Genomic DNA, 16,078 nt, shown 5'->3' on the forward strand with positions numbered 1-16,078 from the left:
GAGGACCCCGTCCTCCTCACCCCTCGCCGGCTCGGGGCGAGCCTCGGGACGGGGCCGTGTCCGCCCCCTCGGTCAGCTGCTGGACGGCGGCGGCGATGCGCTTGGCGCGGGTCTGCGGGGTGACCGCGGTGTGCACCCGGTGCAGGACGGTGTACCGGTCCTGCGACCGCAGCGCCGCGAAGGCCGCGGCGGCCGCCGGCACCCCCGCCAGCGCCGCGGCCAGGTCGTCGGGCACGGTGACGGTGGCCGGCCCGGCGTAGGCGCGGTCCCACCGTCCGTCGGCCTGCGCCGCCTCGACCTGGGCGAGCCCGGCCGGGCGCATCCGCCCCTCGGCGATCAGCCGGGCCACCGTCGCCACGTTGTCGGCCCCGTTCAGGGCACCGCCCCGAGCTTGCGAGGGGTGGGGGGAACGGGGTCCTTCCGCCGGTTGCTGCGGCCGTCGATCCAGCCGTGGCACAGCGCCACCTCCACCGCCTCCGGCGCGGTGATCGAGGGGATGCCGGAGGACTTCCTCGCCAGCTTCAGGAACAGCCCGGGTGCCCGGTCGTGCTCGGCGGCCAGCCAGGCGTCGAAGTCCGCGGCCGTGGCGAAGGAGAGCACCGGGAGGTCGCCGTCGTCCGCCACCGGGTCATCGTCGCCAGCCGGCCGCGCACCGTCCAGCCGTCTGCGTACGGTTTCGCCGGATGGCGGCGGGGCTACCGCCACCCGGACGGCGCCCGGTGGCGGTGCCCGGAGCGGACGGAGCGGGCATGGTGCGGGTGCCGGGACCGACACGGCTGTGGCTGGTCCGCCACGGGGAGAGCGTGGGCAACCTCGCCGACGCGCACGCCCACCGGACCGGCGCGGAGCGGCTGGAGCTCGACGTCCGCGACCCCGACGTCCCGCTGTCGGACACCGGCGAGCACCAGGCCGACGCCCTGGGCCGCTGGCTGGCGGAACTGCCCGCCGACGAGCGGCCCACCACGGTGCTGAGCTCCCCCTTCGCCCGCGCGGCCGACACCGCGCGGCGCGCGGTCGCCGCCAGCGGGTTGGATCTGCCGGTGCGGTTCGACGAGCGCCTGCGGGAGCGGGACTTCGGCGCCTTCGATGGCATGACCGGGGCCGGCATCCGCGAGCGCTTCCCCGACGAGGCCGAGCGCCGCGCCCACCTGGGCAAGTTCTGGTACCGCCCGCCGGGCGGCGAGAGCTGGGCCGACGTCGCCCTGCGGATCCGCAGCCTGCTGGCCACCGAGGCGCTGCGGCACGACGGCGAGCGGCTGGCCTGCTTCTCCCACCAGGCCGTGATCATGGTCTTCCGCTACGTGCTGGAGGAGCTTGCCGAGCCCGACCTGCTGGAGATCGACCGGCGCGAGCGGGTCGCCAACACCTCGGTCACCCGCTACCGCCGGGACGACGCCGGCGAGCTCCGGCTGGTCGAGTTCAACGCCGTGCACCACCTGACCGACGCCGAGCCCGCCGAGGCGCCCGTGACCGAGGAGAACGATGTCCCACGCCCGGCCTGAGCCCACCTTCGTGACCCCGCACGTGCTGCGGGGCTGGCGGCTGCCGGAGCCGACCGGGGGCAAGGAGGCGCGCGGCTCGATCCTCGTCGTCGGCGGCAGCACCGAGACCGTCGGCGCGGTGCTGCTGGCCGCCGAGGCCGCGCTGCGCTCCGGCGCCGGCAAGCTGCAGGTCGTCGTCCCCTCCAAGGTGGCCCCGCACGTGTCGATCTCGCTGCCGGAGGCGCTGGTCCGCGGGGTGCCGCACACGGAGGAGGGCGCGATCCGGGCGTCGTCGGCCGAGCTGGTGCTCGACCTTGCGCAGCGCGCCTCGGCCGTGCTCATCGGCCCGGGCATGGCCGACGAGGCGGAGACCCGGGGGCTGGTCGAGCAGCTGCTGCCCCACCTGGACGGGCCGGTCGCGCTGGACGCGCTGGGGCTGGCCGCGGTCACCGCCGAACCGGGCTGCCTGCACCACCTCGGCGGGCAGGTCGTGCTGACCCCGAACCCGACCGAGCTGGCCATCGCGTTGCACGTGGAACACGACGAGGTCGACGACGACCCGGCCGGGGCGGCCCGGCGGCTGGCCGACGAGGCGCAGGCCGTGGTCGGGCTCGGTGGGGCCACCAGCTGGGTCGTCGCCCCGGACGGCCGCTCGTGGCAGGACGAGAGCGGCGGCGCGGGGCTGGGGGTCTCCGGCTCCGGCGACGTGCGGGCCGGGATCGTGGCCGGGCTGCTCGCCCGGGGCGCGGAGCCCGCGCAGGCCGCGGTCTGGGCGGCGCACCTGCACGGCCGGTCGGGTGAGCGGTTGGCCGCGCGGGTCGGGCGGCTCGGCTTCCTGGCCCGCGAGCTGCCGCCGGAGGTGCCGCGGGTGCTGGCCGAGGTCGACCTGTGACCGCCGCGGACGGCGCGTTCCTCGGGGAGCTGGCCTACGGCGCACCGGCGGTCCACGAGCAGGCGTTCGTCGCGCCGACGGCGGTCGTCGTCGGCCGGGTGACGCTCGGCCCGCGGGCGAGCATCTGGTACGGCGCGGTGGCCCGCGCCGACACCGAGGTGATCGAGATCGGCGCCGACTCGAACGTGCAGGACGGCTCGACCCTGCACAGCGACCCGGGCTTCCCCCTGGTGCTGGGTGAGCGCGTCACCGTCGGCCACGGGGTGGTGCTGCACGGCTGTCGGGTGGACGACGAGGTGCTCATCGGGATGGGCTGCACCGTGCTCAACGGGGCGCACATCGGCACCGGCTCGATCGTCGCCGCCGGGGCCGTGGTCCTCCAGGGCACCGTGGTGCCGCCGAACTCGCTGGTCGCCGGGGTGCCGGCGAAGGTGCGCCGGCCGACCACCGCGGACGACGTCGCCGCGATCCGGGCGAACGCGGTGAGCTACACCGACCGGCTCGACGCCCACCGCGCCGTCCGCCGGGTGGGGTGATGAGCGAGGCCGAGCTCCGGGACCGGGTCGGCCGGCCGGTCACGGACCCGTCGGCGGCGTGAGCGACGACACGCTCGCCGGCGCGGGCGCCCTCCTGCTCCCGACGGCGTACCTGCTCACCGGGGACGACCGGTCGGCCCGGGAGCTGGTCGTCGAGGCGCTCACCGGAGTGCTGGGCCGCGGCACCGGGACCGACGACCGCACGCTGCGCCGTGCCCTCGTCGCCGCGCACGCCGCCTGGCACCGGCGGGCCCGCGTGGCGGAGGCGGTCTCCAGCGTCCCGGCCCTCGACGGGCTCCGGGCCAGCGGGCTGCCGGGCACGGCCGCCGCCGGTGCGCCCGCCGCACCACCCGGGGAGGTGGCCGCAGCGCTCGCCCGGCTGCCGGCGCGCGAGCGCGCGGTCCTGGTGCTGCGGTACGGGGACGGCCTCACCGACGACGAGGTAGCCGACGCCGTGGGGCTGGAACCCGGTGCGGTGTCGGGCGAGATGGACCGGGGCCTGGCTCGGCTCGCCGAACGGCTGCCCGGCCAGGACCTCGCCGACCTGCTGCGCCGGGACCTCGCCGAGCGCGCAGCCGGCGCGCCCGTCGCGGGCCCGGAGCTGCTGACCGCGGTGCGCGAGGCGCGACGCGCCCAGCGGTGGCACCGGTCCGGGCTGGTCGCGCTGCTGGCCTTCCTCCTGGCGGTCGTCCTCGCCGTCGCCGTCGGCCTGGGCTGAGCCCTCGACCCGCTCACGGGCAGGATCGACGGGTGCGCATTCCCATCCGGGTCCGGCCCGGCGCCGGGCGGACCGTGGTCGGCGGGGAGCACGACGGCGCGCTCGTCGTCCGGGTGTCCGCCCGGGCCGTCGACGGGAAGGCGACCGAGGCCGCGCTGGCCGCCGTCGCCGACGCGTTCGGTGCCCGCCGGTCGGCGGTCACGCTGGTCACCGGGGCGACGTCCCGGACCAAGGTGGTCGACGTCGACGGCGCCACCGACGCGCGGCTGGCGGACCTGCTCGGTCGCTGAGCCGCGCGGCCGTGCACGCTGTCGGGCGTGCGCGCACTGGTGTTCGAGTCCTTCGGCGGTCCGCTCGAGGTCCGGGAGGTGCCCGACCCCCGCCCGGCCCCCGCCGGGGTGGTGGTGCGGGTGGAGGCCAGCGGCATCTGCCGGAGCGACTGGCACGCGTGGTCCGGTCACGACCCCGACGTCGTCCTCCCGCACGTGCCCGGCCACGAGCTGGCCGGCACGGTCGCCGCCGTCGGGGCGGACGTGCGGCGGTGGGCGGTCGGTGACCGGGTGACCGTGCCGTTCGTCTGCGCCTGCGGTCGCTGCGCGCCCTGCCGGGAGGGCGACGGCCAGGTCTGCCTGCACCAGACCCAGCCCGGCTTCACCGGCTGGGGGTCGCTCGCCGAGCTGGTCGCGCTGGACGCCGCCGACGTCAACCTCGTCGCCCTGCCCGACGGGCTGCCGGCCACCACCGCGGCCAGCCTGGGCTGCCGGTTCGCCACCGCCTTCCGCGCGGTCACCGAGGTGGGCCGGGTGCGTCCCGGGGAGTGGGTCGCGGTGCACGGTTGCGGTGGCGTGGGGCTGTCGGCGGTCCAGGTGGCGGTCGCGGCCGGCGCCCGGGTGGTCGCGGTCGACGTCGCCTCCGGCGCGCTGGAGCTGGCCCGCCGGATGGGCGCCGAGCACACGGTCGACGGGGGTGCCGCCGACGTCCCCGCCGCCGTCGCCGAGCTGACCGGCGGCGGTGCCCACCTCTCGCTGGACGCGCTCGGGTCGGCCGCCACCTGCACGAACTCGATCCGGAGCCTGCGCCCGCGCGGGCGGCACGTGCAGGTCGGCCTGCTGCCCCCGACGGTGGGCCGGCCGGAGATCCCGATGGAGCTCGTGATCGCCCGCGAGCTCGCCGTGCTCGGCAGCCACGGGATGGCCGCCGGCGACTACCCGGCGATGCTCTCGCTGATCACCGCGGGCCGGCTGCGCCCGGAGCTGCTGGTCACCCGCGAGCTCGGTCTCGCCGACGCCGGTGCCGCGCTGGCCGCGGTCGGCCGGGCGCCGGGGATCGCCGTCGTCACCCCGGCCGGCACATGACGATCTGGTGACCTCTGCGCGGTCGCGCACGCGGCGGGCCGCCGGCGCGCATCCTGGGAAGGGACAACCGAGCTGAGGAGGGCACCGTGTTGGCGCTCATCGCCCTGCTGCTGGTCGCCTGGCTGGTCGTGACCGTGGTCGGCGCCCTCGTCGAGGGCCTGTTCTGGCTCTTCGTCGTCGGCGTCGTGCTGTTCCTGGTCACCGCCGCCTGGGGGCTCACCCGGAGCAACACCCAAGGCTGAACCGGTCAGCCGGTCGGGGTCTCGCTGGGGGTCGGCTCCTCGTCGGTCCCCTGCTCGGTGCCGGTCGTCGGGGTCTCGTCCGTCGTCGTCGGTCCCGTGGTCCCGGTGGACGGCGCCGGGGCGCGGCTGGTCCGCGGCGTGGTGGTCGGCGTCTCGTCGTCGTCCAGCCCGGTGGTCTGCGGCGCCTGGCCGGTGGGTGCCGGCGCGTCGGTGCCCGGACCGGTGGGGTCGGTCGGCGCGAGCGGCGACTCGCTGGGCAGCGGGGTCTCGCTGGGGGTCGGCTCCCCGCAGGTGCTGACCTGGGAGCACGGCACCCGGGCGGTGCCCCCGCCAGGCAGCTCGACGTCGACGTACGCGGGGCGGGCCGCCAGCCAGAGCGCGAACAGCACGACGAACAGCGCCCCGATCACCACGGTCGAGGTGTGCGCGCGGCCGATCCGGGACGGCAGCCGGCGCTGCCAGACGCGCGACCGTGCCGGTGCCTCGCCGGTGGTCACGGCGGGCTGCTCGGCGGTGACCTGCCGCTGGACGGTGGTCGGCTGGTCATCCGGGGTGCTCATGCTGCTCCTCCGCCGCGGGCCCGGTCCTCGGCCAGCGCCTCGTCCTGCACGCTGGGCAGGTCGGTGCTCGTGGTGGCCCGCAGCGAGACGCCCTCGCGGGAGAGGGCGAGCGCCACCCGTGCCCGCAGGTCACGGCCCACCTCGAACTGCTTGCCGGGCAGCGTCCGGGCCACCATCCGCAGGTTCACCTCGTCCAGCGTGATGCTCTCCACGCCCATGACGCTGGGCTCGTCGAGCAGCAGCTGGTGCAGCCGTGGATCGGCGAAGGCCCGTTGCCCGACCTCCCGCAGCACCTCCTGCACCCGGCTGACGTCGGTGGTCGCCGGCACCGGCACGTCGACCACCGCCCGGGCCCAGTCGCGGGACAGGTTGGTCACCTTGACGATCTGCCCGTTCGGCACGATCACGACCTCGCCGTCGACCGAGCGCACCCGGGTGATGCGCAGCGTGACGTCCTCCACCGTCCCGGACGCGGGCTCCATCCCGCCGACCACCTGGATGGACACCACGTCGCCGAAGCCGTACTGCCGCTCGGTGATCAGGAAGAAGCCCGCGAGCACGTCCCCGACGATCCGCTGGGCGCCGAAGCCCAGCCCCACGCCGAGCACGGTCGCCGGGGCGACGAGGCCGGTGATCGGGATGCCGAGCCGCTCGAGCACGAAGAAGATGGCGATCGACCAGATCAGCACGATCGCGGCCCAGGTGATCACCTGGGTCAGCGAGTGCCGGTGCTTGGCCGCCTCCGAGCGGACCAGGGCGTCGGACTCCTGGGCGGTGGCGTCGATGCGGTCGGTGATCCGGCCGCCGGCCCAGCTGACGAAGCGGGCCAGCAGCACCGCGCCCAGCACGATCAGCAGCGCCTCGAGCCCGGCGCCCCGCAGCCAGTTCCAGAGATCCACGAGCGCCTCCATCACCGTCCAGTGTGGCCGGTCCGCCTGTCTGCCGGCTGCCCGGGTGGTGCGGCGCCCAGGACGGACATGGTCGCGGATGTGCTGCCGTGGATTTGCGCTGGGGCCCGGGTGCGGCGACGGTGGTCCGTACAACGAGTTGCCCGGAACGGGGGCAGCTCGCTCGACCTGCGCGCCGACCCGAAGGGAGGGGCGCCGATCAGGCGCCACGCCACGTGAGCAATCCACCGAACGACCCACCCGGTCAGCCGCCGCACGGCTCGACCAGCGCCGCCCCGGACACGGTCTCCGGCGAGGCCCCCCACTCCGCGGCGCCCGACCAGACGATCGACGACGTGCTCGACCCCGGAGTCGCCAGCCAGACGCACCCGGCGATCGCCCAGCCCCCGGCCCAGGAGCACGAGCGCCGGCCGCGGCTGGACCGGACGGTCTTCGGCGTCGCCGCCGTCGTCTCGCTGGCCTTCCTCGCCTGGGGCTTCCTCAGCCCCAGCGGCCTGGGCTCGGCCAGCAGCAGCGCGCTCGGTTGGATCGAGCTGAACCTCGGCTGGTTCTTCGTGCTGCTCGGCACCGCCGTGGTGCTCTTCGTGCTCTGGATCGCCGCCAGCGCCTACGGACGCATCCCGCTCGGCGGGGACGGCGAACGACCTGAGTTCCGGACGATCAGCTGGATCGCCATGATGTTCAGCGCCGGCATGGGCATCGGGCTGATGTTCTTCGGCGTCTCCGAGCCGCTGTCGCACTACGTCTCCCCGCCGCCGGGCACCGTCGCCGGCGAGAGCCAGGAGGCCGTCACCACGGCGATGGCCACCACGCTCTTCCACTGGACGCTGCACCCGTGGGCGCTGTACGCCCTCGTCGGGCTGGCTGTCGCGTACGGCACCTACCGCCGCGGGCGCGGCCAGCTTCTCTCCTCGGCGTTCACCTCGCTGTTCGGGCGCGGGGTCGCCCAAGGGCCGGCCGGCAAGGTGATCGACGTCCTCGCCATCTTCGCCACGCTCTTCGGCACGGCCGCCTCGCTGGGGCTCGGCGCCCTGCAGATCGGCAGCGGGCTGGAGATCCTCGGCTGGCTCGGACCGGTGGGCAACGCGGCGACCGTGGGCGTCATCGCCGTGCTGACCGCGGCCTTCGTCGCCTCCGCCTTCTCCGGCATCGCCCGCGGCATCCAGTGGCTGTCCAACATCAACGTCGCCCTGGCCTTCACCCTGGCGCTGTTCGTCTTCGTGGTGGGCCCCACGGTGCTGATGCTGAACCTGGTGCCGACCGCGCTGGGCTCGTACGCCGCCGAGCTCCCCGAGATGGCCGCGCGCACCAACGCCTCCGGTGGCGAGGAGATGGCCGAGTGGCTGTCGAGCTGGACGGTCTTCTACTGGGCCTGGTGGATCTCCTGGACGCCGTTCGTGGGTGTGTTCCTCGCCCGGATCAGCCGCGGCCGCACGGTCCGGGAGTTCATCGCCGGCGTGCTGCTCGTGCCCAGCGCAGTCACGCTGTTCTGGTTCGCGATCTTCGGCGGAGCGGGGATCGGTGCCCAGCAGTCGGGTCAGGACCTCGCCGGCCAGTCGACGGCCGAGGGCCAGCTGTTCGGCCTGCTGCAGGAGCTGCCGTTCACCACGGTCACCAGCGTCATCGTGATGCTGCTGGTCGGCATCTTCTTCGTCACCGGCGCGGACTCGGCCTCGATCGTGATGGCGTCGCTGTCCGAGCGCGGCACCCGTGAGCCGACCTCGAAGATGGTCGTCTTCTGGGGGCTCCTCACCGGTGGCGTGGCCGCCGTGATGCTGCTCGTCGGTGGCGATGAGGCGCTGCAGGGGCTGCGGAACCTGACGATCATCGCCGCGCTCCCCTTCGCGTTGGTGATGATCGGGCTGGCGATCGCGCTGACCAAGGACCTGCGCTCGGACCCGATGGTGCTCCGCCGCGCCTACGCCGCGGACGCCGTCGAGCAGGCCGTGGTCCATGGGATCAGCCGGCACGGTGACGACTTCGTGCTGGTCGTCGAGCACACCGCCGCGGGTACGACGGGGGACGGGACGGAACCCGGCGGGCAGCCCGACGGAGCGCCGGCATCCGGGGCCACCCGGGACGAGGACGACCCGGTGGGCCGGCCCCAGGACCCCCGAGGCTGAGGAGGACCCGTCCTCCGCACCCCTCGCAGGCTCACGAGGGGCCCGACACGGAGCCGCACGACGGCCCGTCCGCCACCCGGCGGGCGGGCCGTCGCCGTTCCCGGGTGGCGGACCGGTCGCGGCGCGCACCGGGACTGCCGATGGCGACGGTGCAGGTGGGCCGCGCAACCACCGTCCCCGTCCCCCGCCAACGAGGCCGCCCGGGTGGCGGCCGGCGCCGTGGCCCAGGCCGCCACCACCACCGCGACCGTCGTCGCGCTGGGGGAGTCGTCCCGGGAGATCGGCGAGGTCGTCAAGGTGATCACCGCGATCGCGGACCAGACGAACCTGCTGGCCCTCAACGCAACCATCGAGGCCGCCCGGGCCGGTGAGTCGGGCAAGGACTTCGCGGTGGTCACCAGCGAGGTCAAGGACCTCTCGGAGGAGACGGCGAGGGCGACCGAGGACATCGCCCGCCGGGTCGAGGCGATCCAGGCCGACACCGGGTCGGCGGTCGCGGCGATCGAGCAGATCTCCGCGGTGATCGGTCGGATCAACGACCTCCAGTTGACCATCGCCAGCGCGGTCGAGGAGCAGACAGCGACGACGAACGAGATCTCGCGGTCGGTGCAGGAGGGGGCGACCGGGTCCACGGAGATCGCCGCGAACATCACCGGGGTCTCGGAGGCGGCCGAGCAGACCACCCGGGCGCTGGCCCGGACGCGGATCGCGGTGGACGAACTGACCCGGCTGGCCAGTGACCTCCGTGCGGCGGTCGCGCACTTCAGCTACTGAGAGGACCCCGCTGCCCCCCCCACGCCTCGCTCCGCTCGGCGCGGGCCCTGCGAGGGGGCTGTTCCAGCGCGTCACCGTCAGCGGAGGCGGCGGACCGGGACCACCATCGGGGTGCCGGTGACCGGGTCGGGGACGACCCGGGCCTCCAGCTCGAACACGTCGGCGAGCAGCTGCTCGGTGAGCACCTCCGCCGGCGTGCCCGCCGCGACGAGCACGCCGTCCTTCATCGCCACCAGCCGCTGCGCGTAGCGCGCCGCCAGGTTCAGGTCGTGCAGCACGACGACGACGGTCCGGCCGCGCTCGGCGTGCAGCCGGCCGACCAGCTCGAGCACGTCGACCTGGTGGGCCAGGTCGAGGTAGGTGGTCGGCTCGTCGAGCAGCAGCAGGTCGGTGCCCTGGGCCAGCGCCATGGAGATCCAGGCCCGCTGCCGCTGCCCGCCCGACAGCGCGTCGACCGGGGAGTCGGCCAGTTCGGCCATGTCGGTCCAGCGCAGCGCCTCGTCGACCACGGCCTCGTCGTCGGAGGACCACTGGCGCAGCCAGCTCTGGTGCGGGTGCCGGCCGCGGGCCACCAGGTCGGCGACGGTGAGCCCCTCCGGCGCCAGCGGGGTCTGCGGCAGCAGGCCGAGCACCTTGGCCACCTCACGGGTCGGGGTGCTGGTGATGGCCCGGCCGTCGAGCAGCACGGTGCCCCCGGTGGGGCGCAGCAGCCGGCCCAGCGCCTTGAGCAGGGTCGACTTGCCGCAGCCGTTCGGGCCGACGATCGCGGTGAACGAGCCGTCGGTGAGCTCGAGGTCCAGCGAGTCGACGACGACCTTCTCGCCGTAGGCCAGCCGGACGCCGTCGGCGGCGAGCCGCACCGGCGGGGCGTCGGGGCGGGTGGTGTCGCGCGCGAGCGTGGGTGAGGCAGTCACAGGGTCGATCGCCGCCTTCCGCGGACGAGGAGCCAGAGCAGGTACGGAGCGCCGACCACGGCGGTCACCACCCCGACGGGGAACGAATCGGGCAGCACGGTGCGGGCCACCAGGTCACTGCTGATCAGCAGCAGCCCGCCCAGCAGCCCCGAGGCGAGCACCGGCGGCCGCGAGCCACCGGCGAGCCGGACGGCGATCTGCGGCACCACCAGCGCGACGAACTGGATCGGCCCGGCGGCGGCGACGGCGAACGCGGCCAGCGCCACCGCGACCAGCACGACGACGCCCTGCGCGCCGGCCAGCCGCACCCCGAGGGCCCGGGCGGTGTCGTCGCCGAACTGGAGCACCCCCAGCACCCGGCTCAGCGCGAGCGCGGCGGGCAGCAGCACCGCGAGGGCCAGCGCCAGCGGCGCCGCCTGGTCCCAGCCCCGCCCGTTCAGCGAGCCGGTGAGCCAGACGTTGGCCGCCGCGGCGTCGTTGATGTCGCTGCGGGTGAGCAGGTAGCCGATCAGCGCCTGGGCGAAGGCGGCCAGCCCGATGCCGACCAGCACCAGCCGGTAGCCGTCGATCCCCTTGCGCCAGGCCAGGCCGAAGATGAGTGCCGCGGTGAGCAGGCCGCTGGCGAGCGCGGCGGCCGGCAGCCCGGCCCCGCCCAGCAGCGCCCCGGCGCCGGTGGTGCCGCCCAGCACGATCACCGCGACCGCGCCGACCGCCGCCCCGCCGGTGACGCCGAGGATGTCCGGGCTGGCCAGGGGGTTGCGGGCGAAGGTCTGGAACAGCGCGCCGGACACCCCCAGCGCCAGCCCGACGAGCAGGCCGACCACGACCCGGGGCGCGCGCAGCTCGAGCACGATGAACCGCTGGGTGTCGTCGCCGGCGCCGACCAGGGTGCCGAGCACCTCCGGGACGCTGATCGGGTAGTCGCCGCGACCCAGGTTGAGCGCGCTGACCACGACCAGCACCACCAGCACCGCCAGCGGGACGACGAGCTGCCGGGGGCGGTACACCCCGGAGAAGGGGCCGATCCGCACGGCCCGCCGGGGTTGGGGGCGCCGCTCGGGGGCGCGGGGAGGCGCGGTGAGGGTCACAGCGCCGCCAGCTTCCGGCGGCGGACCAGGGCGATGAAGAACGGTGCGCCGACCACGGCGAGCACGATCCCCACCTGCAGCTCGCCGGGCCGGGCCACGATCCGGCCCAGCACGTCGGCGAGCAGCAGGAACACCGCGCCCAGCAGCGCGGAGTACGGCACCAGCCAGCGGTGGTCCGGCCCGGTGACCGCCCGGGCCACGTGCGGCACCACCAACCCGACGAACACGATCGGTCCGCAGGCGGCGGTGGCGGCGCCGGCCAGCAGGGTGATCGCCGTCAGGCCCACGCCGCGGGCCAGCCAGATCCGGGTGCCCAGCCCACGGGCGACGTCCTCACCGAGGCCGAGCAGGTTCAGCGCCGGCGCGTTGACCAGGGCGAGCACCAGGCCGGCGACGATGAAGGGGGCGACCTGCGCGGCCACCGTGGCGTCCCGGCCGGCGAGGGCACCGACCACCCAGAACCGGTAGGCGTCCAGCGCCGTGGTCTCCCGGATGGTGATCGCCTGGATCAGCGCGTAGAGCAGGGCCGTCAGCGCGGCACCGGCCAGTGCCAGGGTCACCGGGGTCGACCCGCCGGGGCCGGCGGAGCCGATCGCGTAGACCGTGACGCTGCCCAGCAGTGCACCGGCCAGGGCGAACCAGACGTAGCCGCCGGGAGAGCTGATGCCCAGCAGCCAGATGGACAGCACGACGGCGAACGAGGCACCCGCGGTGACCCCGAGCAGCCCCGGGTCGCCCAGCGGGTTGCGGGTGTGCCCCTGCATCAGCGCGCCGGAGACGCCCAGCGCGACCCCGGCGAGCACGCCCAGCACGGTCCGGGGCACCCGGAGCTCGCGGATGATGAGCGCCTCGTCGCCCGGGGTGGAGGCGTCGCTCAGCGCCTGCCAGACGGTGCCGAGCCCGATCGGCCGGGTGCCGACCGTGATGCTCAGGACGCAGGCCGCCAGCGCCAGCGCGAGCAGCAGCCAGAGCCCGAGCGTGCGGGTGAACGCACCGCGCAGCAGGCCGCGGCGGGGTTGCTCGGCGGTCGCCCGCGGAGCCGCGGTGGCCGTGCGCTGCGCCACGAGCTGCTCCTGGGGGACGAGGGGACGGCCGGCGTCCGGCCAGGGAAAGCAAGGCTCACCTTACTCATCGGTCCGGCCGGTGGCAGCCGGGCGGGGTGAGCGATGCAACTCCGCGAAGTCGACCGGCGGGCGCGGCCGACCGCCAGGATGGGCGGGTGCGCCGGCTCTCCGCTCTGCGCGCCGCGGCGCTGGCGTACGGGATCTCGGCCACGGCGGTGGTGCTCGCGGTCCTCGTGTTCGGCGACCGGTGGGCGGTGACCTACACCGCGGCGCTGTTCTCCTCCTGGTGGCTGCTCCCGGCCCCGCTGCTGCTGGTCGCCGCGGCCCTCCGGCGGTCCTGGCCGGTCGTGGCGGCGGTCGTCGTCCCCGCGGTGCTGTGGGCCTGGCTGCAGGGGCCGCTGCTGGTCAACCGGGTGGACGGGGAGGACGGCCCGGCCGGCCTGCGGGTGGCCACCTACAACGTGACCGCCGGCGCTCCGCTCGACGGGCTGGCCGCGCTGGTGGGCGAGCAGGACCCCGACGTCCTGCTGCTGCAGGAGGTCGTCGACCGGCGGCGCCCGGAGGTCGAGGCCCTGCCGGGCTACCCGCACCGCTCGTTCGGCCGGCTGGCCGCGAACGGGGAGGACGGCGACCGGGACGTCGTCCTCTCGCGGTACCCGATCGTGGACGTGCGCCCGGTGACCGGGCTGCCCGAGGGCGCCCGCCCGGTGGACGTGGTCACCCTGGACGTGGACGGGCGGGAGCTCGCCGTCCTCTCGGTGCACCTGGCCTCACCGTGCCTCGGCTGCGGGGGCGGACGCCGCGAGGCGAACCCCGCCGGGGGCACGGGCGCCGCGGCCCGCGTGCGGGTCGCCGAGGCCGAGCGCCTGGCCACCGTCGTCGCCGGGCTGATGGCCGACGGCCGGCCGGTGGTGCTCGGCGGCGACCTCAACTCCTCCACGCTCAACGAACCGCTGCGGGTGCTCACCGGAGCCGGGCTCGTCGACGTGCACCGCGCGGTCGGCACGTGGCCGCAGTTCACCCGCGGCCCGGGCCCCGGGGTGGCCCGGGTCGACGTGGTGCTGGTCGCGGGGCTGCGGCCGGTCGCGGACGCGGAGGGCGCGCGGGGGGCGAGCACGCACTCGCCGGTCGTCGCCGACCTCGCCTGGCCGGGGACCTGACCCGGCCCTCGGTCAGCGCGGGGCGGTGCCGGCGACGACGAGGTCGGCGAGCTCCCGGTAGGCGGCGGCGTCGTCGAGCCCGGTGGCCGCGCGGACGTCGCCCCGGTGGATCGCGGCCATGACCTGCGCGACCGCCGTCCCGACGAAGGAGGCGTGCACCGGGCGGACGGTGCCCGCGGTGACGCCCTCGGCGACCAGGCGCTGCACCCGGGCGGCGGCCGCGCGGGTGTTGTGCTGGTAGATCTCCCGCGCCGGGGCGAACGCGGCCAGGTCGGCGAAGAACGCCGGGGAGGCCGGCTGCAGCTGCGCGGCGACGGCGAGCAGGTAGGCGCTGATCCGCTCGCGGTGGTCGGCGGGGGCGGCGGCGCGCTCCTCCACGGCCGCGGTGGCGACCTGGAAGAACCGCTTCACCCCGGCCACCACCAGCTGCTCCTTGCTGGCCGCGATGCCGTACAGCGTGCTCTTGGAGCAGTGCAGCCGGCGGGCCAGCTCGTCGAGGGTGAACGCCGCGAACCCCTCGGCCAGCATCAGCCCGACCAGCTGGTCGAGCAGCTCCGCGCGCCGGGCGGTGGCGCGGGGGCTGCGGGTCTCCAGCGACGTCATGGCGCCTCCCTCCGGGTACCGGAGGGTAACAACGGCGACGCTCTTGAGTACTGGGATCGGTACTGCGTACCGTCCGTCAGTACTGCCCGCGGGACACCGGCGTCCCGCCGTCCCGGAGGTCTCCCCGTGCCCGTCGCCCGTCTCGTGCCCACCCAGGAGGCCGCGGACCTGCTCCAGCTGACCCGGGAGCTGGCCCGCGCCGAGCTCGCTCCCCGGGCCGCCGCCGCGGAGGCCTCCGAGGAGTTCCCGCGGGAGGTGTTCCGCACCCTGGGCCGGGCCGGGCTGCTCGGCCTGCCCTACGCCGAGGAGCTGGGTGGCGGCGGGCAGCCCCTCGAGGTGTACCTGCAGGTGCTCGAGGAGATCTCGGCCGCCTGGGCCAGCGTCGGCGTCGGGGTGAGCGTGCACGGGCTGTCCTGCTTCGCGCTGGCCACCCGGGGCACGCCGGAGCAGCAGGAGTGGCTGCCCGACCTGCTCGGCGGCGAGCTGCTCGGCGCGTACTGCCTGTCCGAGCCGCACGCCGGCTCCGATCCGGCGGCGATGCGCACCCGGGCCGTGCGGGACGGGGACGCCTACGTGCTGTCTGGGGAGAAGGCCTGGACCACGCACGGCGGGCACGCGGACTTCTACACGGTGATGGCCCGCACCTCCGACGACGGCGCCCGCGGCATCTCCTGCTTCCTCGTCCCCGCCGACAGCGAGGGGCTGTCCGCCGACCCCGCCGAGCGCAAGATGGGGCTGACCGGCTCGACCACGGCGACCATGCGGTTCGACGGCGTCCGCGTCGACGCCGGCCGCCGGCTGGGGGAGGAGGGCGAGGGCCTGTCGATCGCCCTCGCCGGTCTGGACGCCGGCCGGCTGGGGATCGCCGCCGTCGCCACCGGGCTGGCCCAGCGCGCGCTGGACGACGCGGTCGCCTACGCCAAGGAGCGGGAGACCTTCGGCGCACCGATCATCGAGCACCAGGGCCTGGGCTTCCTGCTCGCCGACATGGCCGCCGCCGTGGAGGCCTCCCGGGCCACGTACCTGGCCGCGGCCCGGCTGCGCGACGCCGGCCAGCCGTACGGGCGGCAGGCCTCGATCGCCAAGCTGGTGGCCACCGACAACGCGATGAAGGTGACCACCGACGCCGTCCAGGTGCTCGGCGGCTACGGCTACACCCGTGACTTCCCGGTCGAGCGCTACATGCGGGAGGCGAAGGTCATGCAGATCTTCGAGGGCACCAACCAGATCCAGCGGCTGGTGATCAGCCGGGCCCTGGCCCGCGGCGGCGCAGCGGACACCGCCACCGTCGTCCCCTGACCTCCCCGCCAAAATGGCCATTTTGGCGGGGAGGTCAGGGGCCTACGCTGCCCGGCATGTGTCGGAACATCCACGTCCTGCACAACCTGGAGCCCGCCACCACCTCCGACGAGGTGCGCGCCGCGGCGCTGCAGTACGTGCGCAAGGTCAGCGGGTCGACCAGGCCGTCACAGGCGAACCAGGCGGCGTTCGACCGGGCGGTCGAGGAGATCGCGCACGCCACCGAGCACCTGCTCGCCGACCTGGTCACCACCGCACCGCCCAGGGACCGCGAGGTGCTCGCCGCCCAGGCCCGCGCCCGCTCCGCCGCCCGCTACGGCCGCTGACGCCCACTTCCCGCGCGGAAGGCGACCCGGGGTGG

The 16,078-nt window shown here is 75.7% G+C and carries 19 protein-coding genes and 1 pseudogene; 12 read left to right on the top strand and 8 right to left on the bottom strand.

Features of this window, described 5'->3' with window-relative positions:
• Window positions 1-16 precede the first annotated feature (16 nt).
• Together ACI783_RS14740 and ACI783_RS14745 are read right to left on the bottom strand one after the other, a co-directional pair.
• Window positions 17-349, bottom strand: coding sequence for a YdeI/OmpD-associated family protein (locus ACI783_RS14740; RefSeq protein ID WP_457141137.1), 333 nt, complete (start codon window positions 347-349; stop codon window positions 17-19).
• A 23-nt stretch (window positions 350-372) separates the two neighbouring features.
• A complete protein-coding gene (locus ACI783_RS14745; RefSeq protein WP_457141138.1) occupies window positions 373-624 on the bottom strand; it encodes a YdeI/OmpD-associated family protein in 252 nt (83 codons plus the stop codon).
• Window positions 625-749: 125 nt separating this feature from the next.
• Between ACI783_RS14745 and ACI783_RS14750 the strand changes: the two genes are divergently transcribed.
• The 7 genes from ACI783_RS14750 (at window position 750) to ACI783_RS14780 (ending at window position 5,224) form a co-directional block, all read left to right on the top strand.
• Window positions 750-1,502 carry a histidine phosphatase family protein gene (locus ACI783_RS14750; protein ID WP_457141139.1) on the top strand — a complete coding sequence of 251 codons (753 nt, stop codon included), beginning with the start codon at window positions 750-752 and terminating at the stop codon, window positions 1,500-1,502.
• On the top strand, window positions 1,483-2,373 hold the full coding sequence (locus tag ACI783_RS14755; RefSeq protein WP_457141140.1) for an NAD(P)H-hydrate dehydratase: 891 nt from the start codon (window positions 1,483-1,485) through the stop codon (window positions 2,371-2,373). Before ACI783_RS14750 ends, ACI783_RS14755 begins: the two co-directional genes overlap by 20 nt.
• A complete protein-coding gene (locus ACI783_RS14760; protein WP_457141141.1) occupies window positions 2,370-2,909 on the top strand; it encodes a gamma carbonic anhydrase family protein in 540 nt (179 codons plus the stop codon). The genes ACI783_RS14755 and ACI783_RS14760 overlap by 4 nt, the downstream gene beginning before the upstream one ends.
• Window positions 2,910-2,967: 58 nt before the next feature.
• Window positions 2,968-3,627, top strand: a complete 660-nt coding sequence (locus ACI783_RS14765; RefSeq protein WP_457141142.1) for a sigma factor-like helix-turn-helix DNA-binding protein — start codon at window positions 2,968-2,970, stop codon at window positions 3,625-3,627.
• A 32-nt stretch (window positions 3,628-3,659) separates the two neighbouring features.
• Window positions 3,660-3,917 (top strand): DUF167 domain-containing protein, encoded by a 258-nt coding sequence (locus tag ACI783_RS14770; RefSeq protein WP_457141143.1) that lies wholly within the window; start codon window positions 3,660-3,662, stop codon window positions 3,915-3,917.
• 27 nt (window positions 3,918-3,944) lie between these two features.
• Entirely contained in the window at window positions 3,945-4,982 is a 1,038-nt protein-coding gene (locus ACI783_RS14775) for a zinc-binding dehydrogenase (RefSeq protein WP_457141144.1), read from the top strand.
• 86 nt (window positions 4,983-5,068) lie between these two features.
• Window positions 5,069-5,224, top strand: coding sequence for a hypothetical protein (locus ACI783_RS14780; RefSeq protein ID WP_457141145.1), 156 nt, complete (start codon window positions 5,069-5,071; stop codon window positions 5,222-5,224).
• A gap of 5 nt (window positions 5,225-5,229) precedes the next feature.
• On the opposite strand, the gene ACI783_RS14785 is transcribed toward ACI783_RS14780, so the two are convergent.
• Entirely contained in the window at window positions 5,230-5,784 is a 555-nt protein-coding gene (locus tag ACI783_RS14785) for a hypothetical protein (RefSeq protein WP_457141146.1), read from the bottom strand.
• Window positions 5,781-6,695 (bottom strand): mechanosensitive ion channel family protein, encoded by a 915-nt coding sequence (locus ACI783_RS14790; RefSeq protein WP_457141147.1) that lies wholly within the window; start codon window positions 6,693-6,695, stop codon window positions 5,781-5,783. Before ACI783_RS14790 ends, ACI783_RS14785 begins: the two co-directional genes overlap by 4 nt.
• Window positions 6,696-6,907: 212 nt before the next feature.
• Here ACI783_RS14790 and ACI783_RS14795 point away from each other — a divergent pair, with 212 nt between their 5' ends.
• Window positions 6,908-8,815 (top strand): BCCT family transporter, encoded by a 1,908-nt coding sequence (locus ACI783_RS14795; RefSeq protein WP_457141148.1) that lies wholly within the window; start codon window positions 6,908-6,910, stop codon window positions 8,813-8,815.
• A gap of 186 nt (window positions 8,816-9,001) precedes the next feature.
• Window positions 9,002-9,589 (top strand): annotated as a pseudogene (locus ACI783_RS14800) (methyl-accepting chemotaxis protein); the annotation flags it as partial.
• Between the two features lie 77 nt (window positions 9,590-9,666).
• Here ACI783_RS14800 and ACI783_RS14805 read toward each other — a convergent pair.
• The 3 genes from ACI783_RS14805 to ACI783_RS14815 are packed head-to-tail and all read right to left on the bottom strand — an operon-like array spanning window position 9,667 to window position 12,655.
• Complete coding sequence (locus ACI783_RS14805) at window positions 9,667-10,503, bottom strand: ABC transporter ATP-binding protein (protein ID WP_457141149.1); 837 nt, start codon at window positions 10,501-10,503, stop codon at window positions 9,667-9,669.
• A complete protein-coding gene (locus ACI783_RS14810; protein ID WP_457141150.1) occupies window positions 10,500-11,534 on the bottom strand; it encodes a FecCD family ABC transporter permease in 1,035 nt (344 codons plus the stop codon). Before ACI783_RS14810 ends, ACI783_RS14805 begins: the two co-directional genes overlap by 4 nt.
• A gap of 53 nt (window positions 11,535-11,587) precedes the next feature.
• On the bottom strand, window positions 11,588-12,655 hold the full coding sequence (locus tag ACI783_RS14815; RefSeq protein WP_457141151.1) for a FecCD family ABC transporter permease: 1,068 nt from the start codon (window positions 12,653-12,655) through the stop codon (window positions 11,588-11,590).
• A 155-nt stretch (window positions 12,656-12,810) separates the two neighbouring features.
• Here ACI783_RS14815 and ACI783_RS14820 point away from each other — a divergent pair, with 155 nt between their 5' ends.
• Window positions 12,811-13,815 (top strand): endonuclease/exonuclease/phosphatase family protein, encoded by a 1,005-nt coding sequence (locus tag ACI783_RS14820; RefSeq protein WP_457141152.1) that lies wholly within the window; start codon window positions 12,811-12,813, stop codon window positions 13,813-13,815.
• A 12-nt stretch (window positions 13,816-13,827) separates the two neighbouring features.
• Here ACI783_RS14820 and ACI783_RS14825 read toward each other — a convergent pair whose 3' ends face one another.
• Complete coding sequence (locus ACI783_RS14825; protein WP_457080073.1) at window positions 13,828-14,418, bottom strand: TetR/AcrR family transcriptional regulator; 591 nt, start codon at window positions 14,416-14,418, stop codon at window positions 13,828-13,830.
• Between the two features lie 126 nt (window positions 14,419-14,544).
• Here ACI783_RS14825 and ACI783_RS14830 point away from each other — a divergent pair, with 126 nt between their 5' ends.
• Both ACI783_RS14830 and ACI783_RS14835 read left to right on the top strand, forming a co-directional pair.
• Window positions 14,545-15,717, top strand: coding sequence for an acyl-CoA dehydrogenase family protein (locus tag ACI783_RS14830; protein WP_457141153.1), 1,173 nt, complete (start codon window positions 14,545-14,547; stop codon window positions 15,715-15,717).
• Between the two features lie 56 nt (window positions 15,718-15,773).
• Window positions 15,774-16,043 carry a DUF2277 domain-containing protein gene (locus ACI783_RS14835; RefSeq protein WP_457141154.1) on the top strand — a complete coding sequence of 90 codons (270 nt, stop codon included), beginning with the start codon at window positions 15,774-15,776 and terminating at the stop codon, window positions 16,041-16,043.
• The last annotated feature ends 35 nt before the right edge of the window (window positions 16,044-16,078 follow it).

The sequence above is a fragment of the Modestobacter sp. SYSU DS0511 genome (assembly GCF_054050755.1).